The following is a 19,459-nucleotide window of genomic DNA, read 5'->3' as shown; positions in this document are numbered from 1 at the left end:
ACATTGCTACCAACTTTTTGGGCAACAACAATGGAGTATGGGGTGTATGGATACGGAATGTTTTTACTAATCGCAAATCTCGTGGCATGGCGGAAGGTGATCTAAGAGCGATGTTTGTCTGTATTAAAACGATGATATTCAGGGTATATACTATACTGAGGGGTTGAATAAAACCTTTACTCTTAAGAGATAGCGGCAGTAGATGACGCGCTGCATTTAATTTAAAAGCTAGGACGTTTTTATTATGAGAGGATGGACTATGGATAATGTTGTTTAATATGATTTATTGGCCAGTAATCCTGAGCCTTGTTTTAGTAATTGGATTTCTGATTATAGGTGTTTCGTTTTTAATATGGAGAAGTCAGCGATAGCAGTAAAAATATTTTAATTTGCAAAACCTAAAACTGTCGTGAGCTTATGCTTACGGCAGTTTTTCAATGCAGTTTTATCATGAAAAATATTACAAATGCGCGATACGGATCAATAAAAGCGCCACCTGGGCCAGTAGATCGGCGAGAGTAAAAATGCTCCGATCATGAGCGAGATAAATTCCTTAAATTGAAGGAATAAGTAAAGCTAGGTAATTGTGGAAAATCAACGAAAAATCTAGTTTTCATGTTATTATTAGATTTAGAGATTTGTGTTTTTAACATTCAATGATACTGCTTGCAAACTACTATTCAAGGAGGAAACCTCATTGCAAAAACAATCTGAACGATCAGTGGTTGAACAACCACTAGTATATAAATTAATCGAAAATATCGAGAAAGTTGTCGTAGGAAAAGGGAAAGAAATCGAACTTAGTCTTATTGCCCTGTTAAGTGGTGGTCATGTTCTTTTGGAAGATGTTCCGGGTGTGGGGAAAACAATGATGGTTCGTGCAATTGCCAGATCTATAGGAGGAGAATTTAAACGTATTCAGTTTACGCCGGACTTGCTACCGTCTGATGTGACCGGAGTCTCTGTTTTTAGCCAAAAAACAATGGAGTTCCATTTTCGGCCAGGACCAGTAATGGCTAATATTGTCTTAGCAGATGAAATTAATCGAACGTCTCCGAAAACACAAGCAGCATTGCTGGAAGCTTTAGAAGAAGGCAGCGTGACCACCGATGGAGAAACGCGGATTATTCAGCAACCGTTTCTAGTCATGGCAACCCAAAATCCGATTGAGTATGGTGGAACGTACCCATTACCGGAAGCGCAGCTTGATCGTTTTCTCTTTAAGTTTCGTATAGGTTATCCGACAAAATCAGAGGAACTTGAAGTCTTAAACCGTGTAGAGAAGCAACATCCGATTGAGACACTCTTTCCTGTCATAGAATTAGACGAGCTACTGGAAATGAAAAAACAAGTTAAAACCGTTTTTGTAAATGAAAATGTGAAGCAATATATTATTAATATTGTGAGTGAAACAAGGCATCATCCTGCTGTTTTCTTAGGTGCCAGTCCACGAGCATCGATAGCGTTGATGAAGGCAGGACAAGCTTATGCTTTTATGCAAGATCGAGATTATGTGATACCGGATGATATTAAATATTTAGCTCCATATATCCTGCAACATCGGCTTATATTAAATTCGGAATCCAAGCTTTCTAATGCGTCCACAGATCGGGTGATCGAAGAAGTACTCGAACTAGTGGGTATTCCAACAGGGAAAGAAAGAGCACAATGAAATCACTTAGTTTCAAACGATTATGGTCTCCGATAAAATTCCTTTTTAAGATATTGATTGTAGTCGGTGTGTTCGTCGGATTGTTTAGCTATGCGATGTTTCAGGGGGAGTTTGTAAGTTGGTTTTTATTTTATAGTGTAGCTACTTTAGTGGTTTTAATGCTGCTGTATGCATTAATTCCTCTTGGTTCATTTGTGATAGAAAGGAATGTGGGTGACGGAGCATTGCCTTCTGGTTCTGAATTAACGGTGGATATATCAGTCCGGCGCAAATGGCCGTTCCCTTTTTTATATTTAACTGTGGAAGATGAGGTTGGAAATGCAATTCGCGAACAAATGCCATCACGCCAATCAAGAATGATCTTTTATCCCACGATGAAAAAGAAACTTACTTTCTCGTATACCATCCCGGAAGTGAAGCGAGGAGAGTACGAGTTTTTAGGTTTCACTCTATCTACCAGTGATATGTTTGGGATTTTTGAAAAACGTAAGTTTATTGCTTTAAACTCAAATGTGCTTGTATATCCACGTTATCATAATATCGAGCGGTGGTCAGCTTACGAGAAACATGACTCGGAGACAGACATATCCTCTAAGGATTTTATTGAAGATGTAACTTCAGCTGCAGGAGCTCGAGAATACGTTCCTGGTGATAAGTTGACGAGTATAGATTGGAAGGTAACTGCGAGAACTAATAAATTAATGACGAAAGAGTTTGAAGAATATATAGGTCAGAACTTCTTAATCGTTTTTAATAATGCCATTCCTGACGATCACTTTGGAACGGTTGAGGCGTATGAAAAGGGGATTGAACTCGTTACCTCGATTATAATGTATGCCTATACCAGGCATCTGGATGTTGGACTCTGGACATTAGGATCCCATAAGCGCCAGTTTGAACTTGATACTGGGGGAGACCATCAGAAACGAATGGTGAAACATCTTGCACAACTTAAAGGTGATCAACATGGTGATTTTGCGGCGAGGCTTAGTGAATCGGAGGTTAAAGTTCCTTCTGGAGTGTCTATGATTATCGTATCCGTGGAATTGACTCGTGAAACTCTAGAAAGAGTAAAAGTACTTGTAGCACGGCGAGTCCAAGTTTATTTTGCCTTGATGGATAAAGGCAGTGAAATAGATGAATGGGAAAAAAAGCGGCTTCAAGAGCTTCGGAAAACTGGTGTAGAAGTCTATCAATTATCAGACGGAAATATAGATAAAGGTGTAGGAAAGGTATAGAGGTGATGAAATGGCGCAACTAAAAAAACAGCACACAAGGTCCATCACTCATTTTTTTATCTATTCTATGGCTTTTTTAATTTTGTGGGAATGGTTAAGACCGATTCCTCAAGTGACGAACACTGCGGAAATTCAAGTTTTCGTTTTGTTTGCATTATTAAGTGCTGTTCTTATTTATTTTCGTATTTCTTATTGGATAATAGTCCCCGTATTATTGATTGCTAGTTTATATGGTGTGCATACTATCTTTTATGAGGGATCTTTTTTCAGTTTGGAAGGTGTTCTGGAAACACTCAGGCTTTTCACTGGTGAAGTAAAGTATAACTTAGCCCTAATTTATGCAAGAGAATTTGCCTATTTAACGGACCCGTTTCGAACATTTCTCTTATTGCTGTTATTGGCTTTAATTTGTTATTTGCTTTACTTTTGGATTTTTCATACAAAGCGTATTTTCTTTTTTCTCTTTACGACGATTATCTATATTACGGTACTTGATACCTTTACACCGGTAGATGCATCTGTCGCAATTGTACGAATTGTAGTCATCGGATTTTTTATGATTACGTTATTGCAGATGTTAAAAGTTCAGGATGAGGAGAGAGTTATCTCTGGAAAAGCAGATACGTTTCTGTCACCAACATGGATGTATACGCTTATAGTAATGATTACAATAGCCATTATTGTAGGTATAGTGGCACCAAAGCCGGACCCGCAGTGGTCTGATCCTGTTCCAACGATTCGATCAGTTGTGTTAGGAGAAGACAGTCGCTCGGGATCAACTACAAAAAAAATAGGTTACGGTGAAAATGATGAAAAGCTTGGTGGCGGTTTTGCACAGGATGATGAGTTAGTTTTTCAAGCGGAAGTTGTAGAACCTGTTTACTGGCGCGGAGAATCAAAGGATCATTATACGGGACAAGGTTGGGTATCCGGGCAATTTTATGAAGAGACGAACACTATTTTTGAAAAAGAAGTGGAGATCTCTTTTTTTGAAGAACTAGTAGAAGTAGAAGATACCATAGCATCTGTTAAAATGAAAGAAGACGTTGGTTTTAGTCACTTCTTCTATCCAGGTCAGTTTAAAATGGCAAATATTAATACCTTGACCCATCAAGTGGCTGACGAAGAAGGTGCTGTTGGTAATCTGACATTTAGCAGCGACGCCATAAGTGGTAGAATTCAGGCTCACGGATCAACTCAAAACAATGTTACTTTAACAAGCTATGACATCGTATATGAACAGCCAACTTTTCCTATTGAGACTTTACGTAATATCTCGGAGGCTGATCCTGAAGAAATTCAAATGAGATACCTTCAATTGCCGGAAGAATTACCGGAGCGAGTAACGGAATTAGCAAAAGAGATTGTGGAAGGTCAGGATACTCGATATGATCAAGTAGTTGCGGTCGAACAATATTTCTCCGAGAATGATTTCACATATCAAACAACGGATGTTCCTGTGCCAGAAGAAGGGCAAGATTACGTAGACCAGTTTTTGTTTGAAACGCAACTTGGGTATTGTGATAATTACTCGACATCCATGGCTGTTTTACTAAGAACATTGGATATTCCAACCAGGTGGGTGAAAGGATTTACAGCAGGAGAACGGGTGGAAGAAATCGATGAAAATCGTTATTTGTATGAAGTTAGGAACGGAAATGCCCATTCATGGGTAGAGGTTTATTTTCCGGGTGTTGGATGGGTAGCTTTTGAACCTACCCAGGGATTTGATAACTATGCGGAGTTTGAAGAAGAAGAGACGGATGTAGATGTAGATACCGCAGAAAATGAGACAGCAGAACCGGAAAGTGATCAGCAAGATAGAGAAGATCCGTTTGCTTCTGAGAATGAGGAGGAATCTGGAAACCTGGATGAAGAGACGGCCAGTGGTTCCAGTAACGGAGACTATCTTCTATACGACTGGTTGACACTTAAAAATATTATTATTTCGATTGCTGTTGCGGCTTTAGTCATGGTTTTCTATCAAAAACAGCATTACCTCCAAAACAAGTATTTCTTAGTTTATTATAGGGTTTTAGGGAAAGATGAAAAGTTTGTATCGGCTTATCAACGATTGTTATGGATCTTAAAAAACGAAGGACTTGAAAGAACCGAAGGAGAAACTTTACGTGAGTATGCGAAGCGAATAGATAAACAATTAAATTCAAATTCCATGGGGAAACTCACGAAAACGTATGAGAGAGTTTACTACGGTGACCGTGAAACATACGGGGAGTGGCAGACTTTGCAAAAGGAATGGGAAGCAATTGTGAAAAAAATGGGCGCTTGACCACGTGAAGATCACTTGATAAAATGAATCAGTTAAGTGAAAGCGAAAGGTCTTGGATATCGTCTAACTGGACTTCAATGAAATTAAAACTGTAATTGCCGCATATATCCTTGAGAATATGGCTCAAGAGTTTCTACCGGGTTGCCTTAAACAACCTGACTATGAAGGCAGATATTTCTTTCTTCGATGTAAAGCTGGAAATTCTGTCTTCGTATTTTTTTATGTGCGAAGATTGATTTGCAGCTTTTTTTTACATAAAGGACTGCTTTGCAGTCTCTTAAATTAAATAGTAGAGGTGGAATTGATATGGTTGAAATTAATGAAAAGATAATTGTGTTGGATTTTGGTGGACAATATAATCAACTAATTGCGAGGCGTATCCGTGATTTAGGGGTCTTTAGCGAATTAGTATCTCATAAGGTCACTGCGGAGGAATTAAAGGCAATGAACCCGAGTGGGATTATATTATCCGGAGGTCCAGGAAGCGTCTATGCTGAGGGTGCCCCTCGTTATGACGCAGCAATCTTTGATTTAGATGTTCCAGTACTAGGAATATGTTATGGGATGCAACTAATGACTCACCATTATGACGGTGGCGTGGAAGCTTCGAATCACCGCGAATACGGAAAAGCAAAAATAACGATCGAAACCGAGTCTAAACTATTTGATACATTACCAAAGGAGCAAACAGTTTGGATGAGTCACGGTGATCTTGTGAAAGCACCGCCAGCAGGTTTCACTGTCGATGCTACGAATGTTTCTTGTCCTGTAGCAGCAATGAGTGATGAGAGTCGCAGCTTGTATGGCGTGCAGTTCCACCCTGAAGTACGTAATTCAGAATATGGTAATGAAATGCTTAAAAACTTCATTTACAGCGTTTGTAAATGCGAAGGTAACTGGTCCATGGAAAACTTTATTGACATGGAAGTAGAAAAGATTCGTGAGTCAGTCGGCAACCGTAAAGTATTATGTGCGTTGAGTGGTGGCGTAGATTCTTCAGTCGTAGCAGCTTTGGTTCATAAGGCGATTGGTGATCAATTAATTTGTATGTTCATCGATCACGGACTTTTACGAAAAGACGAAGCTGAAGGCGTTGTTAAAACATTTGGTGAAGGCTTCGATATGAATTTTGTGAAAATAGATGCTCAAGATCGCTTTTTATCGAAGTTGGCCGGGGTTACAGACCCTGAACAAAAAAGAAAAATTATTGGAAATGAATTTATCTATGTATTTGAAGAAGAAGCTTCAAAATTAGTGGATGTTGATTTCTTAGCTCAAGGAACGCTATATACTGATATTATTGAAAGTGGAACAGATACTGCTCAAACGATCAAATCCCACCACAATGTTGGCGGTCTGCCAGAAGACATGAAGTTCGAATTAATTGAACCACTAAATACGTTATTCAAAGACGAAGTTCGGATTGTTGGAGCGGAGTTAGGCTTACCGGATGAAGTAGTATGGCGTCAACCTTTCCCTGGACCTGGTCTTGGAATTCGGGTGTTGGGAGCAATTACAGACGAGAAGCTTGAAATTGTTCGAGAATCAGATGCGATTCTTCGTGATGAAATTAAAAAAGCAGGGCTTGATCGTGAAATTTGGCAGTACTTTACTGCACTTCCGGATATGAAAAGTGTTGGAGTCATGGGTGATGAACGTACGTATGATTATACTGTTGGTATCCGTGCAGTTACTTCCATAGATGGAATGACGTCTGATTGGGCAAGAATTCCGTATGATGTGTTGGAGATCATTTCGACTCGTATTGTTAATGAAGTAAAGAGCGTAAACCGTGTTGTTTATGACATTACATCGAAGCCACCATCCACAATTGAGTGGGAGTAAAATAGCTAAATTGTACAAAAAGCGAATGAAATTAGAGGAAAGGTCAATATTATTCGTGTTTTGTATTGACGGCTTTAATACTGTAATGCTACACTAACTATTATAAATTTTATTTATTTCGTATATTTTTGGGAATAGGGCCCGAAAGTTTCTACCGAGCTGCCGTAAATAGCTCTACTACGAATGGTAAAAGAAGGTTTGGTGTAGTGTTCAATTGTATGTACACTTCTTCTTTTATTATTGCGTATAGAAACAGGAAAGCCCTAGTCTTCCATCTAGTGAAGACGGGGCTTTTTATGTTTAAACTCGTTCAGCTGAAGTCTAAATGAGGTTATACGTGGGAAGACTAAAAGTATAAAGAAAAAGGGGAGTTTTGGACATGCAACGTTACTTTGAGTTTGAAGAATTGGGAACAAATTATAAAAATGAAATCATGGGTGGATTCACCACGTTCTTGGCGATGGCTTATATTTTATTTGTTAATCCATTAATTTTAATGGACGCGGGCATGGATCAAGGTGCAGTATTTGTTGCAACAGCAGTAGCTGCAGCCATTGGTACTATTATAATGGGTCTTGTTGCTCGTTACCCGATCGCTTTAGCACCAGGAATGGGATTAAATGCATTTTTCACATACTCCGTTGTATTGGGGATGGGTATACCGTGGGAAACTGCGTTACTAGGAGTATTTGTTTCAGGTATTATTTTTATTATTATCTCCGTAGTTGGCGTCCGCGAATTTATTATTAACGCGATTCCAGCTGAATTAAAATATGCTGCTGGAGCCGGAATTGGTTTATTTATCGCTTTTATTGGTTTGCAGAACGCTGAAATAGTTGTTGCTTCTGAAGCAACACTTGTAGAAATAGGGAATCTGGGAGCACCTCAAACGTTGTTAGCAGTTTTTGGTGTCATTATCACGGTTGTCTTAATGAGTTTAGGACTTAAAGGTGGTATCTTTTACGGGATTGTAATTACTTCCGTAGTAGGAATGATTTTTGGTGCTGTTCCATTTCCACAACAAGTGATTGGTGCGGTACCTAGTCTTGCCCCTACTTTTGGAGCGGCTTTTGCCCCTTTCGCAGAGATGGGCATTGGAGAAATTTTCACACTGCAATTGATGATCGTAATTTTAACATTTTTATTCGTAGACTTTTTTGATACAGCTGGAACATTGTATGCTGTAGCAAATCAAGCTGGTTTTATAAAAGACAACAAGCTTCCACGAGCGGAGAAAGCACTTTTAGCAGATTCTTCTGCAACGGCGATTGGAGCTGTTTTAGGAACTTCTACTACTACTGCTTATATTGAGTCTTCATCAGGAGTAGCGGCAGGGGCCCGAACTGGGTTTGCATCGATTGTTACTGGTATACTGTTTTTGGTTGCTTTATTATTTTCACCATTACTCGCTGTTGTAACAGAGGCTGTTACAGCTCCTGCGCTTATCGTAGTTGGTGTATTAATGGCATCGTCGCTATCAAGTATTGATTGGAAAAAATTTGAGATTGCCGTACCGGCTTTCTTCACAATTATTGCAATGCCGTTAACATACAGTATTGCAACAGGTATCGCCTTAGGTTTCATCATGTATCCTATTACGATGGTATGTAAAGGAAGGGCGAAGGAAGTGCATCCAGTGATGTACGGTTTGTTGGTTGTGTTTGTTCTGTATTTTGTATATCTATAAAAACACGATAGAAAAATAAAAAGACACTGAAAAAGTAGATCATACTTTTTCAGTGTCTTTTTATCGTCTATGTAAGTGGCTTGATCACGAAAGGTTAATTAATAAAATACATTCAACTGGATGAAAACAGTTGAATTAACATAATATAAAGGCAAGATATGCCATCATTCTTATGAAGGAGGGCTTTAATTGCCTGCAATTGTTTCTGTCACAACGGAGAATCCTCCCTTTAAATATACACAAGCAGAAATAAAAGGACTTATTTATGATCTCTTTCAACCATCCTATTCAGCAATAGATCGAATGATTAAAGTGTTTGATTCTAGTGGAATAGAAGAACGGCAATTGTCAGCGCCAATGTCCTGGTTTAAAGAGGATCGCACGTTTGCTGAAAAAAATGAAAGATATGTAGAAGTTGCAGTAGAGCTTGGCGTGAAAGTAATTCGGTCTTGTTTAGAAAAAGTGGATGAAACAGTTGTATCTGATGTTGATGCCATATTTTACATTTCAAGCTCAGGAATTGCGACACCTACTATTGATGCAAAAATGATGAACAAACTTTCTTTTTCACCTCACATGATACGGATTCCCATTTGGGGACTTGGCTGCGCTGGTGGAGCAGCTGGACTAAGTCGTGCCTATGATTATTGTCTGGCATATCCCCGAGCCAAAGTACTTGTAGTATGTGTTGAATGCTGCAGTTTAACTTTTTCTAAAGAAGATATTTCGAAAAGTAATATAGTAGGAACATCTTTGTTCGGTGATGGGGCAGCATGCGCACTAATTGTTGGGGATACTGCTGCTAATAGCATGAAATTTAAGCAAAAAAAATTGCCGTTTATTCTAGCATCACAATCGACGTTTATGGAAGACTCAGAAGATATTATGGGATGGGATCTTAAAGAGAACGGTTTAAACGTTGTTTTTTCACGAAACATTCCAAATGTGATTGAAAAATGGTTGAAACCGAATGTAGAGGAATTTCTCTCTTTGAATAAAATTGACCTGCAAGATATTAGTTATTTCGTCGCTCATCCAGGTGGTAAAAAAGTTTTACAAGCTTATGAACAAGCTCTGACTTTTTCGGAAGAGATGACGGAAACATCGAGAAAGGTTCTTCGTAATCATGGAAATATGTCATCTCCTACCGTACTGTATGTATTGAAAAAAATAATGGAACACGAGACTGTACAGGGAGAAAAGGGATTGATGGCCGCATTAGGACCAGGATTTTGTTCAGAACTTCTACTATTGGAATGGAGAGAGGTAGGATCATGATTTTTTGGATTTTATGGGGGCTAGTTGTACTGCAACGACTTAGTGAAGTCATTATTGCAAAACGTAATGAAGAATGGATGCGAGAAAAAGGGGCGTTGGAATATGGACAAGCTCACTATAAATGGCTAGTTGGAATGCATATAGGATATTTTCTCTTTATCGCCTTAGAATGGACGATCGGGGCACAGCTTCTTCACCCATACTGGTTCGTAATATTACTCGGATATGTGTTATTACAAGGGCTGAGGATCTGGATGCTAACCACGCTCGGAAAGTTTTGGAATACAAAAATCCTTGTTATTCCCGGCGAAAAAAGAATCACGGAAGGTCTCTACAGTTCCAAGTTGCGCCACCCGAATTATCTTATAGTAACGTTGGAATTAGTGCTATTTCCACTTCTATTTCAAGCTTATGTTACTGCCGTATTATTTACAATATTTAATGCATTGTTTTTACTGCTTATAAGAATTCCTGCAGAAGAAAGAGCATTGGGGGAAGGCTAAAGGACATACATTGATGATACTGGTTATTTACGGTATATTACCCTTAGATTGAATAAACGTTATAAGCTTAATGATGAGGGGAAATGAGATGATGGCAGATAAAAAGAAGAAACAACGTTTTTATGTGGAAGAAAATGAATCCATTGATGCTTGCTTAGATAGAATGAAAGATAATGGTTATATGCCTGTCCGTCGGATGGAAGAACCCGTACTTAAAGAAGTGAAGAAAAACGGGAAAATAGAAATTGAAGTTTCTCATCAAAGAATTGTTTTTGAAGGGAAATTGTTAGAAGATTAAAGTAACGTTGATTTTACAAGAATTTATAAATTGACAGCGTGATCTTTACGCCACAAGTATCAAGGGAAGCCCACCCTTGATACTTAAATGATGGTGGCGAAAGATCACGCTGTATCTATCAAAAGACGCTACGCGTTTTTGATAGGTAATTTCAAGTTTATATTTCTATAAAGGTGGTAGTTAACCTTTAGTAAGATGATATAGAAGCAGGTGAATTTATGAAGTCAAAAATTCGTGAGACGGAAGAGTACATCGATGTAAAAGCAGGTAGGTTTCGTATCTTTTTCAGAAAAAGATACCGACTCATTACGACTCTAAATGATTTGCTAATAGGGATTTTTTTTGTTGCGGGTAGCTGTCTTAACTTTTTTACTAGTACAGAGATTATTGGATCTATCTTTTACTTATGCGGAAGTTTGTTTCTCGCGAGTCGCCCGGTTTTACGAATTATGCATAATACCTCGCTCCGTAATGAAATGAAGCATTCAAGTAACTATAATCCTACTAAAAAGCAAGAATAAGTATTTTAGCGGTAATGAAGCCACCCTTCGATGCTAACGTTGAAGGGTGGCTTTTTCAATCTAGGTTTTTCTATTATCAAATGATTGGACGAAGTCTTTCAATACTTCTTGATATTCTCTGACAGAATCTACATAAACCATTTCTTTTTCGCCATGCCAGTCAAAGCCTACTGGGCCAAATTCCACAGCTGATCCTCCATATTTAGTAAAAAATTGACCATCATTTGATCCATGCTGACCATAAATGTTTATTTTCTCAAGTTGGGTATGATTTTTTATAGACTCAGCAAGACTTTCTACATAAGGATTATCTTTTCTAGTTTTAACCGGTCCATTGCATATATGAATTTTTACATGGCCCTCCGTAATTTCTTGGATCTGGTTGAAAATTTCTTCTGGTGATTGATCAGGCAAGTACCTAATATCAAGTGACATTTTGCACTTCACTGGAACCTTATTGTACACGGTTCCCCCTTTTAGCTTTGCAAGGTTTATAGAAGGTTTGTCATACATAGGTGGTGCGGTCTCTACTGCAAAAGGAAGCTTTAGAATGTTTTCATAGAGATCATAAGCTTTTTTGATTGCGTTATGACCTTCCCAGGGTCTACTTCCATGAGCTGGTTTTCCGTATATCTCAAAATCTAGTTGTAAAACTCCTTTAGATTGGATGGCAATCCCAAAATTGGTCGGTTCACCACAAATAATAAAATCTCCTATATATCCTTTTTCCGTTAAAAATTTTGTGCCATTAACCCCACCTGTCTCCTCGTCAGGTACAATTTGAAGCATTACTCTTGTACCTATATTTCTATCTTTTATATGTGAGATGGTCTCCATCATCGTGGCGACACCTGCTTTCATGTCCACCGAACCTCGCCCATACATTTTTCCTTCTTTAACATAAGGTTGGAACTGCTCTTTATCAGCTTCTATAACATCAACATGTCCATTTAATACGATCGTATTATCTCCTTTTCCAACTTCACAAACTAACATTCGGTACCCATTGTTTTCTATATTTTTCACCTCTAGACCTCTGTTCATTAACCATTTCGCACAATAATCCACTGCTTTATTGGCTCCTGTTTTTCCAGAACTGTCTATCTTGATTAAATCTTCTAATAAGGGGATTGGATCACCCATTGTATCCCTCCTACATGTTTATAGTCCTAAACTGTTGCTATAATTATATACTTATCACGGAAAAGCACTGTCCGATTTATGATGAAATTAGATTGAGCTTGCTTTTTCTTTTGTTTTAAGGGTGTTACTAACCTTTTCTTTATCTACCTGGACGACAATGTCATGACGTGCTAGTTCAATGTCCGAATCTTGAGTTAACCAATCCTTCTGTACTTTTTCCCCTGCTGTTAGCGCGATAATCGTAGCAGGTATATCTGCACCTGCCATGTGAGTAAATGCGTAACCACCGCCAAAACGAGGATTTATATCAATGACGTAATAATCAGTACCATCGTAATACACATCGGTATTGATGTAACCAGCATGCCCAAGGTTTTCACCCATTCTCTGTGCAATGTCTAATAGTTCAGGAGGATTCTCTGTAATACATTTATCGACATCTCCACCTCTCATTTCGATTTGCTTACGGATAAAAGAACCGAGGAAGCGACCATCTAAATCATTGAACATATCCACACTGTATTTTTCACCTTCAATAACATCCTGAATGATAATGTTATCTTCTGGTTTTTTATAAGTAGCGTTATCTAACGGTGTTTCCTTTATTTTATTCACCGCAAACTGATAAGCAAATTTTAGATCTTCTAAACTGTGAGCAATTTCAATTCCGATTGAAGCAGAACCATTTCGGGGCTTCACGATTAAAGGAAATGATATTTCATTCTTCTCTAAGGCTTCTTCCACTTCTTTAATATCAAAGTAGGATTGAGGAGCTTTTACATCAAATGGCTTCAAAAGCTCTTTGTACTTTCCTTTGTCTCGAACATTATGAACAATGTTTTTGTCCGGCGTAAAAACGGATACACCAATTGCTTCGAGTTCTTTTTTGTGAGCAGATAATTTAGGTACTTCCCAATCATTTAACGGAACAAGACATTGCACATGATGCTTTTTGCAAATGTCGAAAATAGCTTCCATGTATTTTGAATCGGTTTGATGAGGAATCACATAATTTTCATCCCCAGCTTGTAGTGAAGGCGCATTCTCCTCAGGATCGGCCACAATTATTTTCCCTTTTATATCAGCATCTTTTAAAGCCTTTTTAAAAAAACCTACGAAGTCTATGCGTCTCGCGCCTGATGTAAGTAAGATATTCATTTAAAGTGTACCTCCTTGTATTTTAGCTTTTTTTTAAAAGCGCTCATTTACCATGCAGACTGGGTTATAGGAATGTTAAGGATTTAACACAGAGCCAACTTTTAAAAATATAGTATTTTTTGTACCCACTGTGAAAAAGCTTAAACTTTATTAAAAGTAATTATCCAAGCTAAGATAGTAACTTTAAATCGAGGAAAAGGGTGTGTATTGTAATGCTATTAGGACAAACTTCCCTTTTTAATTATTTGTAGTTTTAATTTTGTTTTATGTGGAATAAAGAAAAATAACTTTTTAGTAAAGGAGGATGTTGGAAATGGCACAAAACAGCCAAAACAACAATAACAATCAAGAGAACATGAGTCGAGAGGAAGCGGGAAGAAAAGGAGGAAAGCAAACGAGCAAGAACCATGATAAACAGTTTTATGAAGAAGTAGGGCAAAAAGGCGGAGAGCAAAGAAGCAAGAATCAAGAAAAACAGTTCTATTAGGACAAAAAGGTGGAAAGCAAACCAGTAAGAATCAAGACAAAAAATTCTTTGAGGAAATTGGTGCAAAAGGTGGACAAAAGAGCAACGTTAATTCAAGTAACAACGGTTAAAACAGAAAGAGACTTTCCAATGGTTGTAAAAAGGCAACAATGGAAAGTCTCTTTTGTGTGTGCCTAAAATCTTCAATATCTCTTTTGGACCTAAAAAAAGAACAGCTAAGTTCAGCTGTTCAAAGAAAATCCGAAACGAATTATTAACTCATCTGGTTAAATGCTCTTTGGGCCGACTGTGACATATCGTTCCCGTTGTTCCTGTTGTTCCCATTGTTACGGCTTCTTGACATGCCGTAAGCTGCAGCTGCACCAACACCTATGCCAACTAGTGACATCATCATGGCATTACCATTATTATTCTTTCTTCGTCCCATCCCAAACATGTTAACATCTCCTTATTAATGTGTCTTTGAAGAATGATCGATAAAATGATCATAGTCGTGTAGCGGAGTTTAAGAAATAGCGAAGTGCTATCTAAACATTACTTAATATGAGTTTTATTTTGTTAAATAAACAAGGGGTTTACTTCCAATCTATACTGGTGCAAGCAAAGTGCGTTCCTTGAATTGGGAAGGTGCTTAATTCCTGTGCAATGCGCGGGGGATTCTGAAAAAACCAGTTACAAGAACTGGAATAAATTTTAGTTGTACGCAGACACTAATAAAGATCTGTATGGAGGTGAAGAGGTGGAAAATCGTCCATTTGCAATTCATGAAGTGACTGATATGCGTGAATTAATCAATTTTAAAGGTGCGTGTCTGACTCAGGCGAAAGCGCGTATAAATGAAGTGGAAAACCCTGAATTAAAAGCATTAATTACTCAAAGTATTCAACAAGGTAGTACCACAGTAAGACATATGAGAGAAATACTTAGTACTGCAGCAACCCAAATGAATCAATAGGAGAGAATTTGATGGAAACAAAACAATTAAGCGTTTCTGATCATGCAATCGCAACCGATATGCTTTTCGAAACCAAGTCGGCTGTGAAGGACTTTGCAGCGGCTATAACGGAAGTAACTTCACCGGAAATTCAGACTTTTTTAGTGCAAGAACTAAGAAATGCGATTAAACAACACGAGCAAATTTATAATTTTTTACAAGACCGGGGTATTTATGATGCTTATAACGTACCCGAGCAGTTATCAAAAGATTTGAGTTACGCAGATAGAGCTTTGAAGCAATAATACTAAGGAGAGGTGGGAAGGGCATGCGGCAAAAATTAGGTTTACATGAAACGCTGGAATTACATGAGTTAGTTACGTTTAAAAGTTTGTGCTTAACGAAAGCATCGCTCATGCAAGGACTGGTGACGGATCCTATTTTAAAGGAAATTATGCAAAATGATGTCACGATGACTTCGGGACATCTTGAAGAATTGAAAAATCATTTGATATGACGGAGGTTTTCGAATGAATAAAATACTTGAAAAAATTACAGGAATGGCATCACTCACCGACCAAGTCATTGCTACAGACATTTTGAGTGCGGCAAAAGCGGAGATAAAAAGCTATGCGTTAGCAATTACGGAAACAGCTACTCCTGAAGTGAGACAGACGCTGACAAGGCATTTAGAAGATGCAATCGCCTTTCATCAACAAATCTCAACCTACATGATTAATGAAGGATTTTATCATCCTCATGACATGACCAAACAATTACAGGTAGATATGAATGTGGCAGAGAATGCCCTGAACGTTGCGAAAGATTAGTATAGAGGCTTTGTGATAAGGTTTCTAGGCCCTTTTTTACACAGCCTTTTTTCGTTTACGCGCGATGGCAATATGGATATGCACTAGTGGAATAGAATGAATAGCTAGAGCTTCAAAAACATTAAAAGAGCACTTAAAAAGCACAAATTAGCTTTTTAAATGCTCTTATTATTTTCATTAAGAAGGATCAACTTCATCGTTAATCAATCTGGTGACTTTCGTTGAATCTCCATGATCTATGTCGGATTGAGTGGCATCTTCTCCGTATGAATCTTCTTCATCTAGTGTAGGTGCAACCTTTTTATCATTTTCTTCTGTATCTCTTTCCTTATCCAATTCATGAAACCTCCCTTTTTAGGTCCAGCTCTCCATTCGTATGAGAAACCCGCTCCTAGTTAAGTGGTTTTTCCGGTGCAGGTGCATAGCTCTGAAGCAATTGTGACATATCTTGAGGATTAAGCTGTGGCACTTGATAATGACCATGTTTATTTTGATAAAGAAAGACTTCATAACTCATTTCAATTAGGTTAGGCACACTGTCAGCAATGACTCGTCGCAGAACGGGATTTGTCATTTCCAGAGCAGTCATGGCCATTAAAGAAGATAGTCCTTTGACCTGACCGAGCATATAACCTGATAATCCACCATCATTTATATCAGTTGTAAATTGAATTGGTTTACTTGGTGGTTGACCAGGTTGTATACCGTAAACAACGTTATTACTTCGAGTCATATTATATACGTGTGTAGAATCTGAAGGCTTTTGTCCCGTTTGGAAAGATTCAAGAACCGTGTTATACAGGTGAGTCATAAAGCTTGATTGGTGGTTAAGAATCTCTAATAATTCAGGATCCTGAATATTCGCAGCATACATTTGATACTGATCTAGCATGCCGATGATTCCGCTTAAAATTTCTTGTGTATCAAAAATCTCATGGCCTCCATGACTCATTTGTGGTGGCATGTTTTCTGAAATTTTCATTTCGTTTTTTTGTAATTCATCTTTTTGATTCTGCAATTGTTTCCTCCTTAAATATGACATTCTAGAGTATTTTGGTTATTTTCGGAATAAAATATGTATGGAGAAGAAAAGATTCAAAGAATTTTTGTGTTGATGTTCGAGGTGCTTGTGCGCTGCTTACCGCGTGCCTATTAGGAGAAAAATGTTCCTAATGCGTTTTTAAAAACTGGCTCATTGCATTAAAAAGACACTGAAAAGGTAAAAATCAACTTTTCAGTGCCATTGGGAATCACTGCCTAGCGCCCACAATATTTATGTTTTTACAACCTACCATGCTATTTCAGAGTTGAGTTTCCTTGGTGAACACCTTTTAATGACTCGGGACTTTCTCCAAGTATTAATTTGCAGAGGGTAGTATAACCAATTTCTTTGTAAGTAGAAAATAGTAGTTTAACATCTTCAAAGTTAGAATCGTTTTTTAGTCTGTCAACTTCTCCATAAAAGATTTGAAGAACTGAATCCCGAATGTGTATATTGCCGTAAAAACTTTGTTTTTCATTTTCATCCATTAAAAGGGTTCCAAAGCCTTGGTAATTAATCTGCATTTGCCGTGTTAGGCTAATAACATCTAATAGTTTGTTGTAGGCACTCGGTTGGGAGACCTTTAACTGTTCTACTAAATTCTTTGCGGAATATAACTCGTGTAAACTCGATAAAGCAATCATTATTGATTTCCTCCATTTTAATTTAAAATTCCTATATTATATTGAACATCCCATGGCTTCTGTAAACTAATAGATCCGGCTAGCTCTTTACTTTTCTCTCTCTTTAATTTTCGTAATTTCTCTCTTTCAGGTCCGGTTTCATATAACTTTTTCTCTTCTATTGTTTCTGGGGAGATTTTAGGTACTTTCATAGGTTTCTTATTTTCATCTAGGGCGACAAAGGTTAAAAAAGCGGTAGCAGCAATCCGACGTTCTCCAGAAACCATGTCTTCCGCGATAACTTTACAAAATATTTCCATAGAAGTAGTACCTGTGTAAGAAACGAATGATTCAACACAAACGGAATCTTTTTGATAGATAGGGCAAAGAAAATCGATAGAATCGATGGAGGCAGTGAGGCATTCTTTTGCTCTTGAGTGCCTTCTCGCAGATAATACGGCACACCCATCCAGTTTTTTCATTAAAGACCCACCAAATAATGTATTATAATTATTTAAATCACTGCTTAGTACCTGATCAGTGTTAACGATTTTACTATCTTTTGGATGTTTTTTTTTCATTTCACATCTTCCTTTCAGTGATATTCTATTTTATTATAGTACCGAGCCCCACGTGTAGTAAAAGTGAAGTAATTCATGGTGTTATATAGACTTTGTCTATGACAGCGTTACCAAATTATTCTGTACAAAAAACAAGCTATTCCTGTGTGAAGAAATAACTTGATGAAAGGTATGAATATTGCTCATTCAATTAGTAGGGAAATGCTTTTTTGCGAATAGGAGCCATTCATTTGCTGCATAAGACAGGTGCATATCTTTTCTCCAAATAATAGCAAGCTCCCAATACATATCAGGATGAGCGACCGGTAACATTTTGATTTCTCCTTTTAAATCTTTACAGATACTTTCAGGCAATAGCGTAATACCTAATTTAGAGGTGACCATTTTTCCAAGAAGATCCCACTGAGAGCTTTTAAATATAATAAAAGGCTCAAACCCTTCTTTTTGACAGGCTTTCATGATGCGGTTATACAATGCAAAGTCACTATTTAATAACATAAACTGTTCGTCCTTTAAGTCACTCAGCAAAATTTTATCTTTCGTAACTAAAGGGTGTGAAGCGTGTACAACAAGCTTTATATCTTCTGTCACAAATGAAAAAGAGTGAAATAGGTCACTTTTTGTTGGTAAAGCTACAACCCCAATATCAATTGTGCCATGCTCCACTTCTTCTGCAATCTTGTTTGAGCCATCTTCAATTAATTCAATCGCAATAGCTGGATAATTTTCACGAAATTGTCCAATCACTGTCGGAAAAAAACTTGAGCCGATCATAGGAGGTAAACCTATTCTGATATGTCCTTGTTCTAACTTTGAAAGGTTCTCTAACTGGATTTCTAAATCCTTAAATGTTTGATTAATGATTTGGGCTTTCTCCAAAATTAGATTACCAGCATCTGTCAGGACCACTTGTTTTTTCGAACGATCGAACAGATTCACATTAAATTCCTTCTCAAGATTCTTAATCATTTTGCTAATAGTAGGTTGTGTCACATATAGATGCTTTGCTGCTTTACTAAAACTGCTAAATCGATTTATTTCTATAAAATATTGTAGCTGTTTGATATCCACATTTGATCACCTTTCTGTTTTAATAGAGGTGGCTACCTTTCATTTTAACAGCAGTAACTGAAAAACCAAGCTTCATTGACCGATATTGCTTGGAGGACGTTGTTGGAAAAATCCGCGAGACTCCTGTGGAAGAATGATCCAAGCGAGACCCCGCAGAGCGTTCGTTTGCTCGAGGAGCCTCGCGAATCATCCACGTAAAGGGGGCGGTAATTTATCCAAACAACCTTCTATGGCAACCAAGCAACAAGATAAATACAA

The 19,459-nt window shown here is 37.8% G+C and carries 22 protein-coding genes and 2 riboswitches; of the genes, 14 read left to right on the top strand and 8 right to left on the bottom strand.

The window, feature by feature from the left end; all coding sequences use genetic code 11:
* Positions 1–697 precede the first annotated feature (697 nt).
* From ACHABW_RS04735 to ACHABW_RS04695, 9 genes are all read left to right on the top strand, one after another.
* Positions 698–1,672 (top strand): AAA family ATPase, encoded by a 975-nt coding sequence (locus ACHABW_RS04735; protein ID WP_435754286.1) that lies wholly within the window; start codon positions 698–700, stop codon positions 1,670–1,672.
* The gene (locus ACHABW_RS04730; RefSeq protein ID WP_435754285.1) at positions 1,669–2,910 is read left to right on the top strand and encodes a DUF58 domain-containing protein; all 1,242 of its coding nucleotides are present in this window, start codon (positions 1,669–1,671) and stop codon (positions 2,908–2,910) included. The genes ACHABW_RS04735 and ACHABW_RS04730 overlap by 4 nt, the downstream gene beginning before the upstream one ends.
* 10 nt (positions 2,911–2,920) lie before the next feature.
* Positions 2,921–5,200 (top strand): transglutaminase TgpA family protein, encoded by a 2,280-nt coding sequence (locus ACHABW_RS04725; RefSeq protein WP_435754284.1) that lies wholly within the window; start codon positions 2,921–2,923, stop codon positions 5,198–5,200.
* Between the two features lie 80 nt (positions 5,201–5,280).
* A riboswitch (purine riboswitch) is annotated at positions 5,281–5,382 on the top strand.
* A 124-nt stretch (positions 5,383–5,506) separates the two neighbouring features.
* On the top strand, positions 5,507–7,045 hold the full coding sequence (gene guaA / locus ACHABW_RS04720) for a glutamine-hydrolyzing GMP synthase (protein WP_435754283.1): 1,539 nt from the start codon (positions 5,507–5,509) through the stop codon (positions 7,043–7,045).
* Between the two features lie 98 nt (positions 7,046–7,143).
* A riboswitch (purine riboswitch) is annotated at positions 7,144–7,245 on the top strand.
* Between the two features lie 179 nt (positions 7,246–7,424).
* Complete coding sequence (locus tag ACHABW_RS04715; RefSeq protein WP_435754282.1) at positions 7,425–8,732, top strand: NCS2 family permease; 1,308 nt, start codon at positions 7,425–7,427, stop codon at positions 8,730–8,732.
* Positions 8,733–8,921: 189 nt separating this feature from the next.
* Positions 8,922–10,010, top strand: coding sequence for a type III polyketide synthase (locus ACHABW_RS04710; RefSeq protein ID WP_435754281.1), 1,089 nt, complete (start codon positions 8,922–8,924; stop codon positions 10,008–10,010).
* Positions 10,007–10,513, top strand: a complete 507-nt coding sequence (locus tag ACHABW_RS04705; protein ID WP_435754280.1) for an isoprenylcysteine carboxyl methyltransferase family protein — start codon at positions 10,007–10,009, stop codon at positions 10,511–10,513. Before ACHABW_RS04710 ends, ACHABW_RS04705 begins: the two co-directional genes overlap by 4 nt.
* A gap of 91 nt (positions 10,514–10,604) precedes the next feature.
* Entirely contained in the window at positions 10,605–10,811 is a 207-nt protein-coding gene (locus ACHABW_RS04700; protein ID WP_435754329.1) for an NETI motif-containing protein, read from the top strand.
* Positions 10,812–11,029: 218 nt separating this feature from the next.
* On the top strand, positions 11,030–11,332 hold the full coding sequence (locus ACHABW_RS04695; RefSeq protein ID WP_435754279.1) for a YrhK family protein: 303 nt from the start codon (positions 11,030–11,032) through the stop codon (positions 11,330–11,332).
* 60 nt (positions 11,333–11,392) lie between these two features.
* Here ACHABW_RS04695 and ACHABW_RS04690 read toward each other — a convergent pair whose 3' ends face one another.
* Entirely contained in the window at positions 11,393–12,475 is a 1,083-nt protein-coding gene (locus ACHABW_RS04690) for a M20 family metallopeptidase (RefSeq protein WP_435754278.1), read from the bottom strand.
* An 87-nt stretch (positions 12,476–12,562) separates the two neighbouring features.
* Positions 12,563–13,633, bottom strand: coding sequence for an ATP-grasp domain-containing protein (locus tag ACHABW_RS04685; RefSeq protein ID WP_435754277.1), 1,071 nt, complete (start codon positions 13,631–13,633; stop codon positions 12,563–12,565).
* 313 nt (positions 13,634–13,946) lie between these two features.
* On the opposite strand from ACHABW_RS04685, the gene ACHABW_RS04680 reads away from it, so the two are divergent.
* A complete protein-coding gene (locus tag ACHABW_RS04680) occupies positions 13,947–14,120 on the top strand; it encodes a stress-induced protein, KGG, repeat-containing protein (protein WP_435754276.1) in 174 nt (57 codons plus the stop codon).
* 253 nt (positions 14,121–14,373) lie between these two features.
* Here the strand turns inward: ACHABW_RS04680 and ACHABW_RS04675 are convergent, their stop codons facing one another.
* Entirely contained in the window at positions 14,374–14,556 is a 183-nt protein-coding gene (locus tag ACHABW_RS04675) for a hypothetical protein (protein ID WP_435754275.1), read from the bottom strand.
* A 303-nt stretch (positions 14,557–14,859) separates the two neighbouring features.
* Here ACHABW_RS04675 and ACHABW_RS04670 point away from each other — a divergent pair, with 303 nt between their 5' ends.
* The 4 genes from ACHABW_RS04670 to ACHABW_RS04655 are packed head-to-tail and all read left to right on the top strand — an operon-like array spanning position 14,860 to position 15,884.
* A complete protein-coding gene (locus ACHABW_RS04670) occupies positions 14,860–15,075 on the top strand; it encodes a hypothetical protein (protein ID WP_435754274.1) in 216 nt (71 codons plus the stop codon).
* 11 nt (positions 15,076–15,086) lie between these two features.
* Positions 15,087–15,359, top strand: coding sequence for a spore coat protein (locus ACHABW_RS04665; RefSeq protein ID WP_435754273.1), 273 nt, complete (start codon positions 15,087–15,089; stop codon positions 15,357–15,359).
* A gap of 23 nt (positions 15,360–15,382) precedes the next feature.
* Positions 15,383–15,571 carry a hypothetical protein gene (locus tag ACHABW_RS04660; protein ID WP_435754272.1) on the top strand — a complete coding sequence of 63 codons (189 nt, stop codon included), beginning with the start codon at positions 15,383–15,385 and terminating at the stop codon, positions 15,569–15,571.
* 13 nt (positions 15,572–15,584) lie between these two features.
* Positions 15,585–15,884 (top strand): spore coat protein, encoded by a 300-nt coding sequence (locus tag ACHABW_RS04655; protein WP_435754271.1) that lies wholly within the window; start codon positions 15,585–15,587, stop codon positions 15,882–15,884.
* A 177-nt stretch (positions 15,885–16,061) separates the two neighbouring features.
* On the opposite strand, the gene ACHABW_RS04650 is transcribed toward ACHABW_RS04655, so the two are convergent.
* The 5 genes from ACHABW_RS04650 to ACHABW_RS04630 form a co-directional block, all read right to left on the bottom strand.
* Positions 16,062–16,220, bottom strand: a complete 159-nt coding sequence (locus tag ACHABW_RS04650; protein WP_435754270.1) for a hypothetical protein — start codon at positions 16,218–16,220, stop codon at positions 16,062–16,064.
* 55 nt (positions 16,221–16,275) lie between these two features.
* Positions 16,276–16,866 (bottom strand): spore coat protein, encoded by a 591-nt coding sequence (locus ACHABW_RS04645; protein ID WP_435754328.1) that lies wholly within the window; start codon positions 16,864–16,866, stop codon positions 16,276–16,278.
* Between the two features lie 314 nt (positions 16,867–17,180).
* Complete coding sequence (locus ACHABW_RS04640; RefSeq protein WP_435754269.1) at positions 17,181–17,570, bottom strand: hypothetical protein; 390 nt, start codon at positions 17,568–17,570, stop codon at positions 17,181–17,183.
* Positions 17,571–17,587: 17 nt separating this feature from the next.
* Entirely contained in the window at positions 17,588–18,130 is a 543-nt protein-coding gene (locus ACHABW_RS04635) for an acyl-CoA thioesterase (RefSeq protein WP_435754268.1), read from the bottom strand.
* A gap of 186 nt (positions 18,131–18,316) precedes the next feature.
* Complete coding sequence (locus tag ACHABW_RS04630; protein ID WP_435754267.1) at positions 18,317–19,201, bottom strand: LysR family transcriptional regulator; 885 nt, start codon at positions 19,199–19,201, stop codon at positions 18,317–18,319.
* Positions 19,202–19,459: the final 258 nt, after the last annotated feature.

Source organism: Salipaludibacillus sp. CF4.18 (assembly GCF_051262595.1).
In the GTDB taxonomy this organism is placed as follows: Bacteria; Bacillota; Bacilli; order Bacillales; family Salisediminibacteriaceae; genus Salipaludibacillus; species Salipaludibacillus neizhouensis.
Note: the sequence above shows the minus strand (reverse complement) of the source record. Positions and strands in the feature narration are given on the sequence as shown.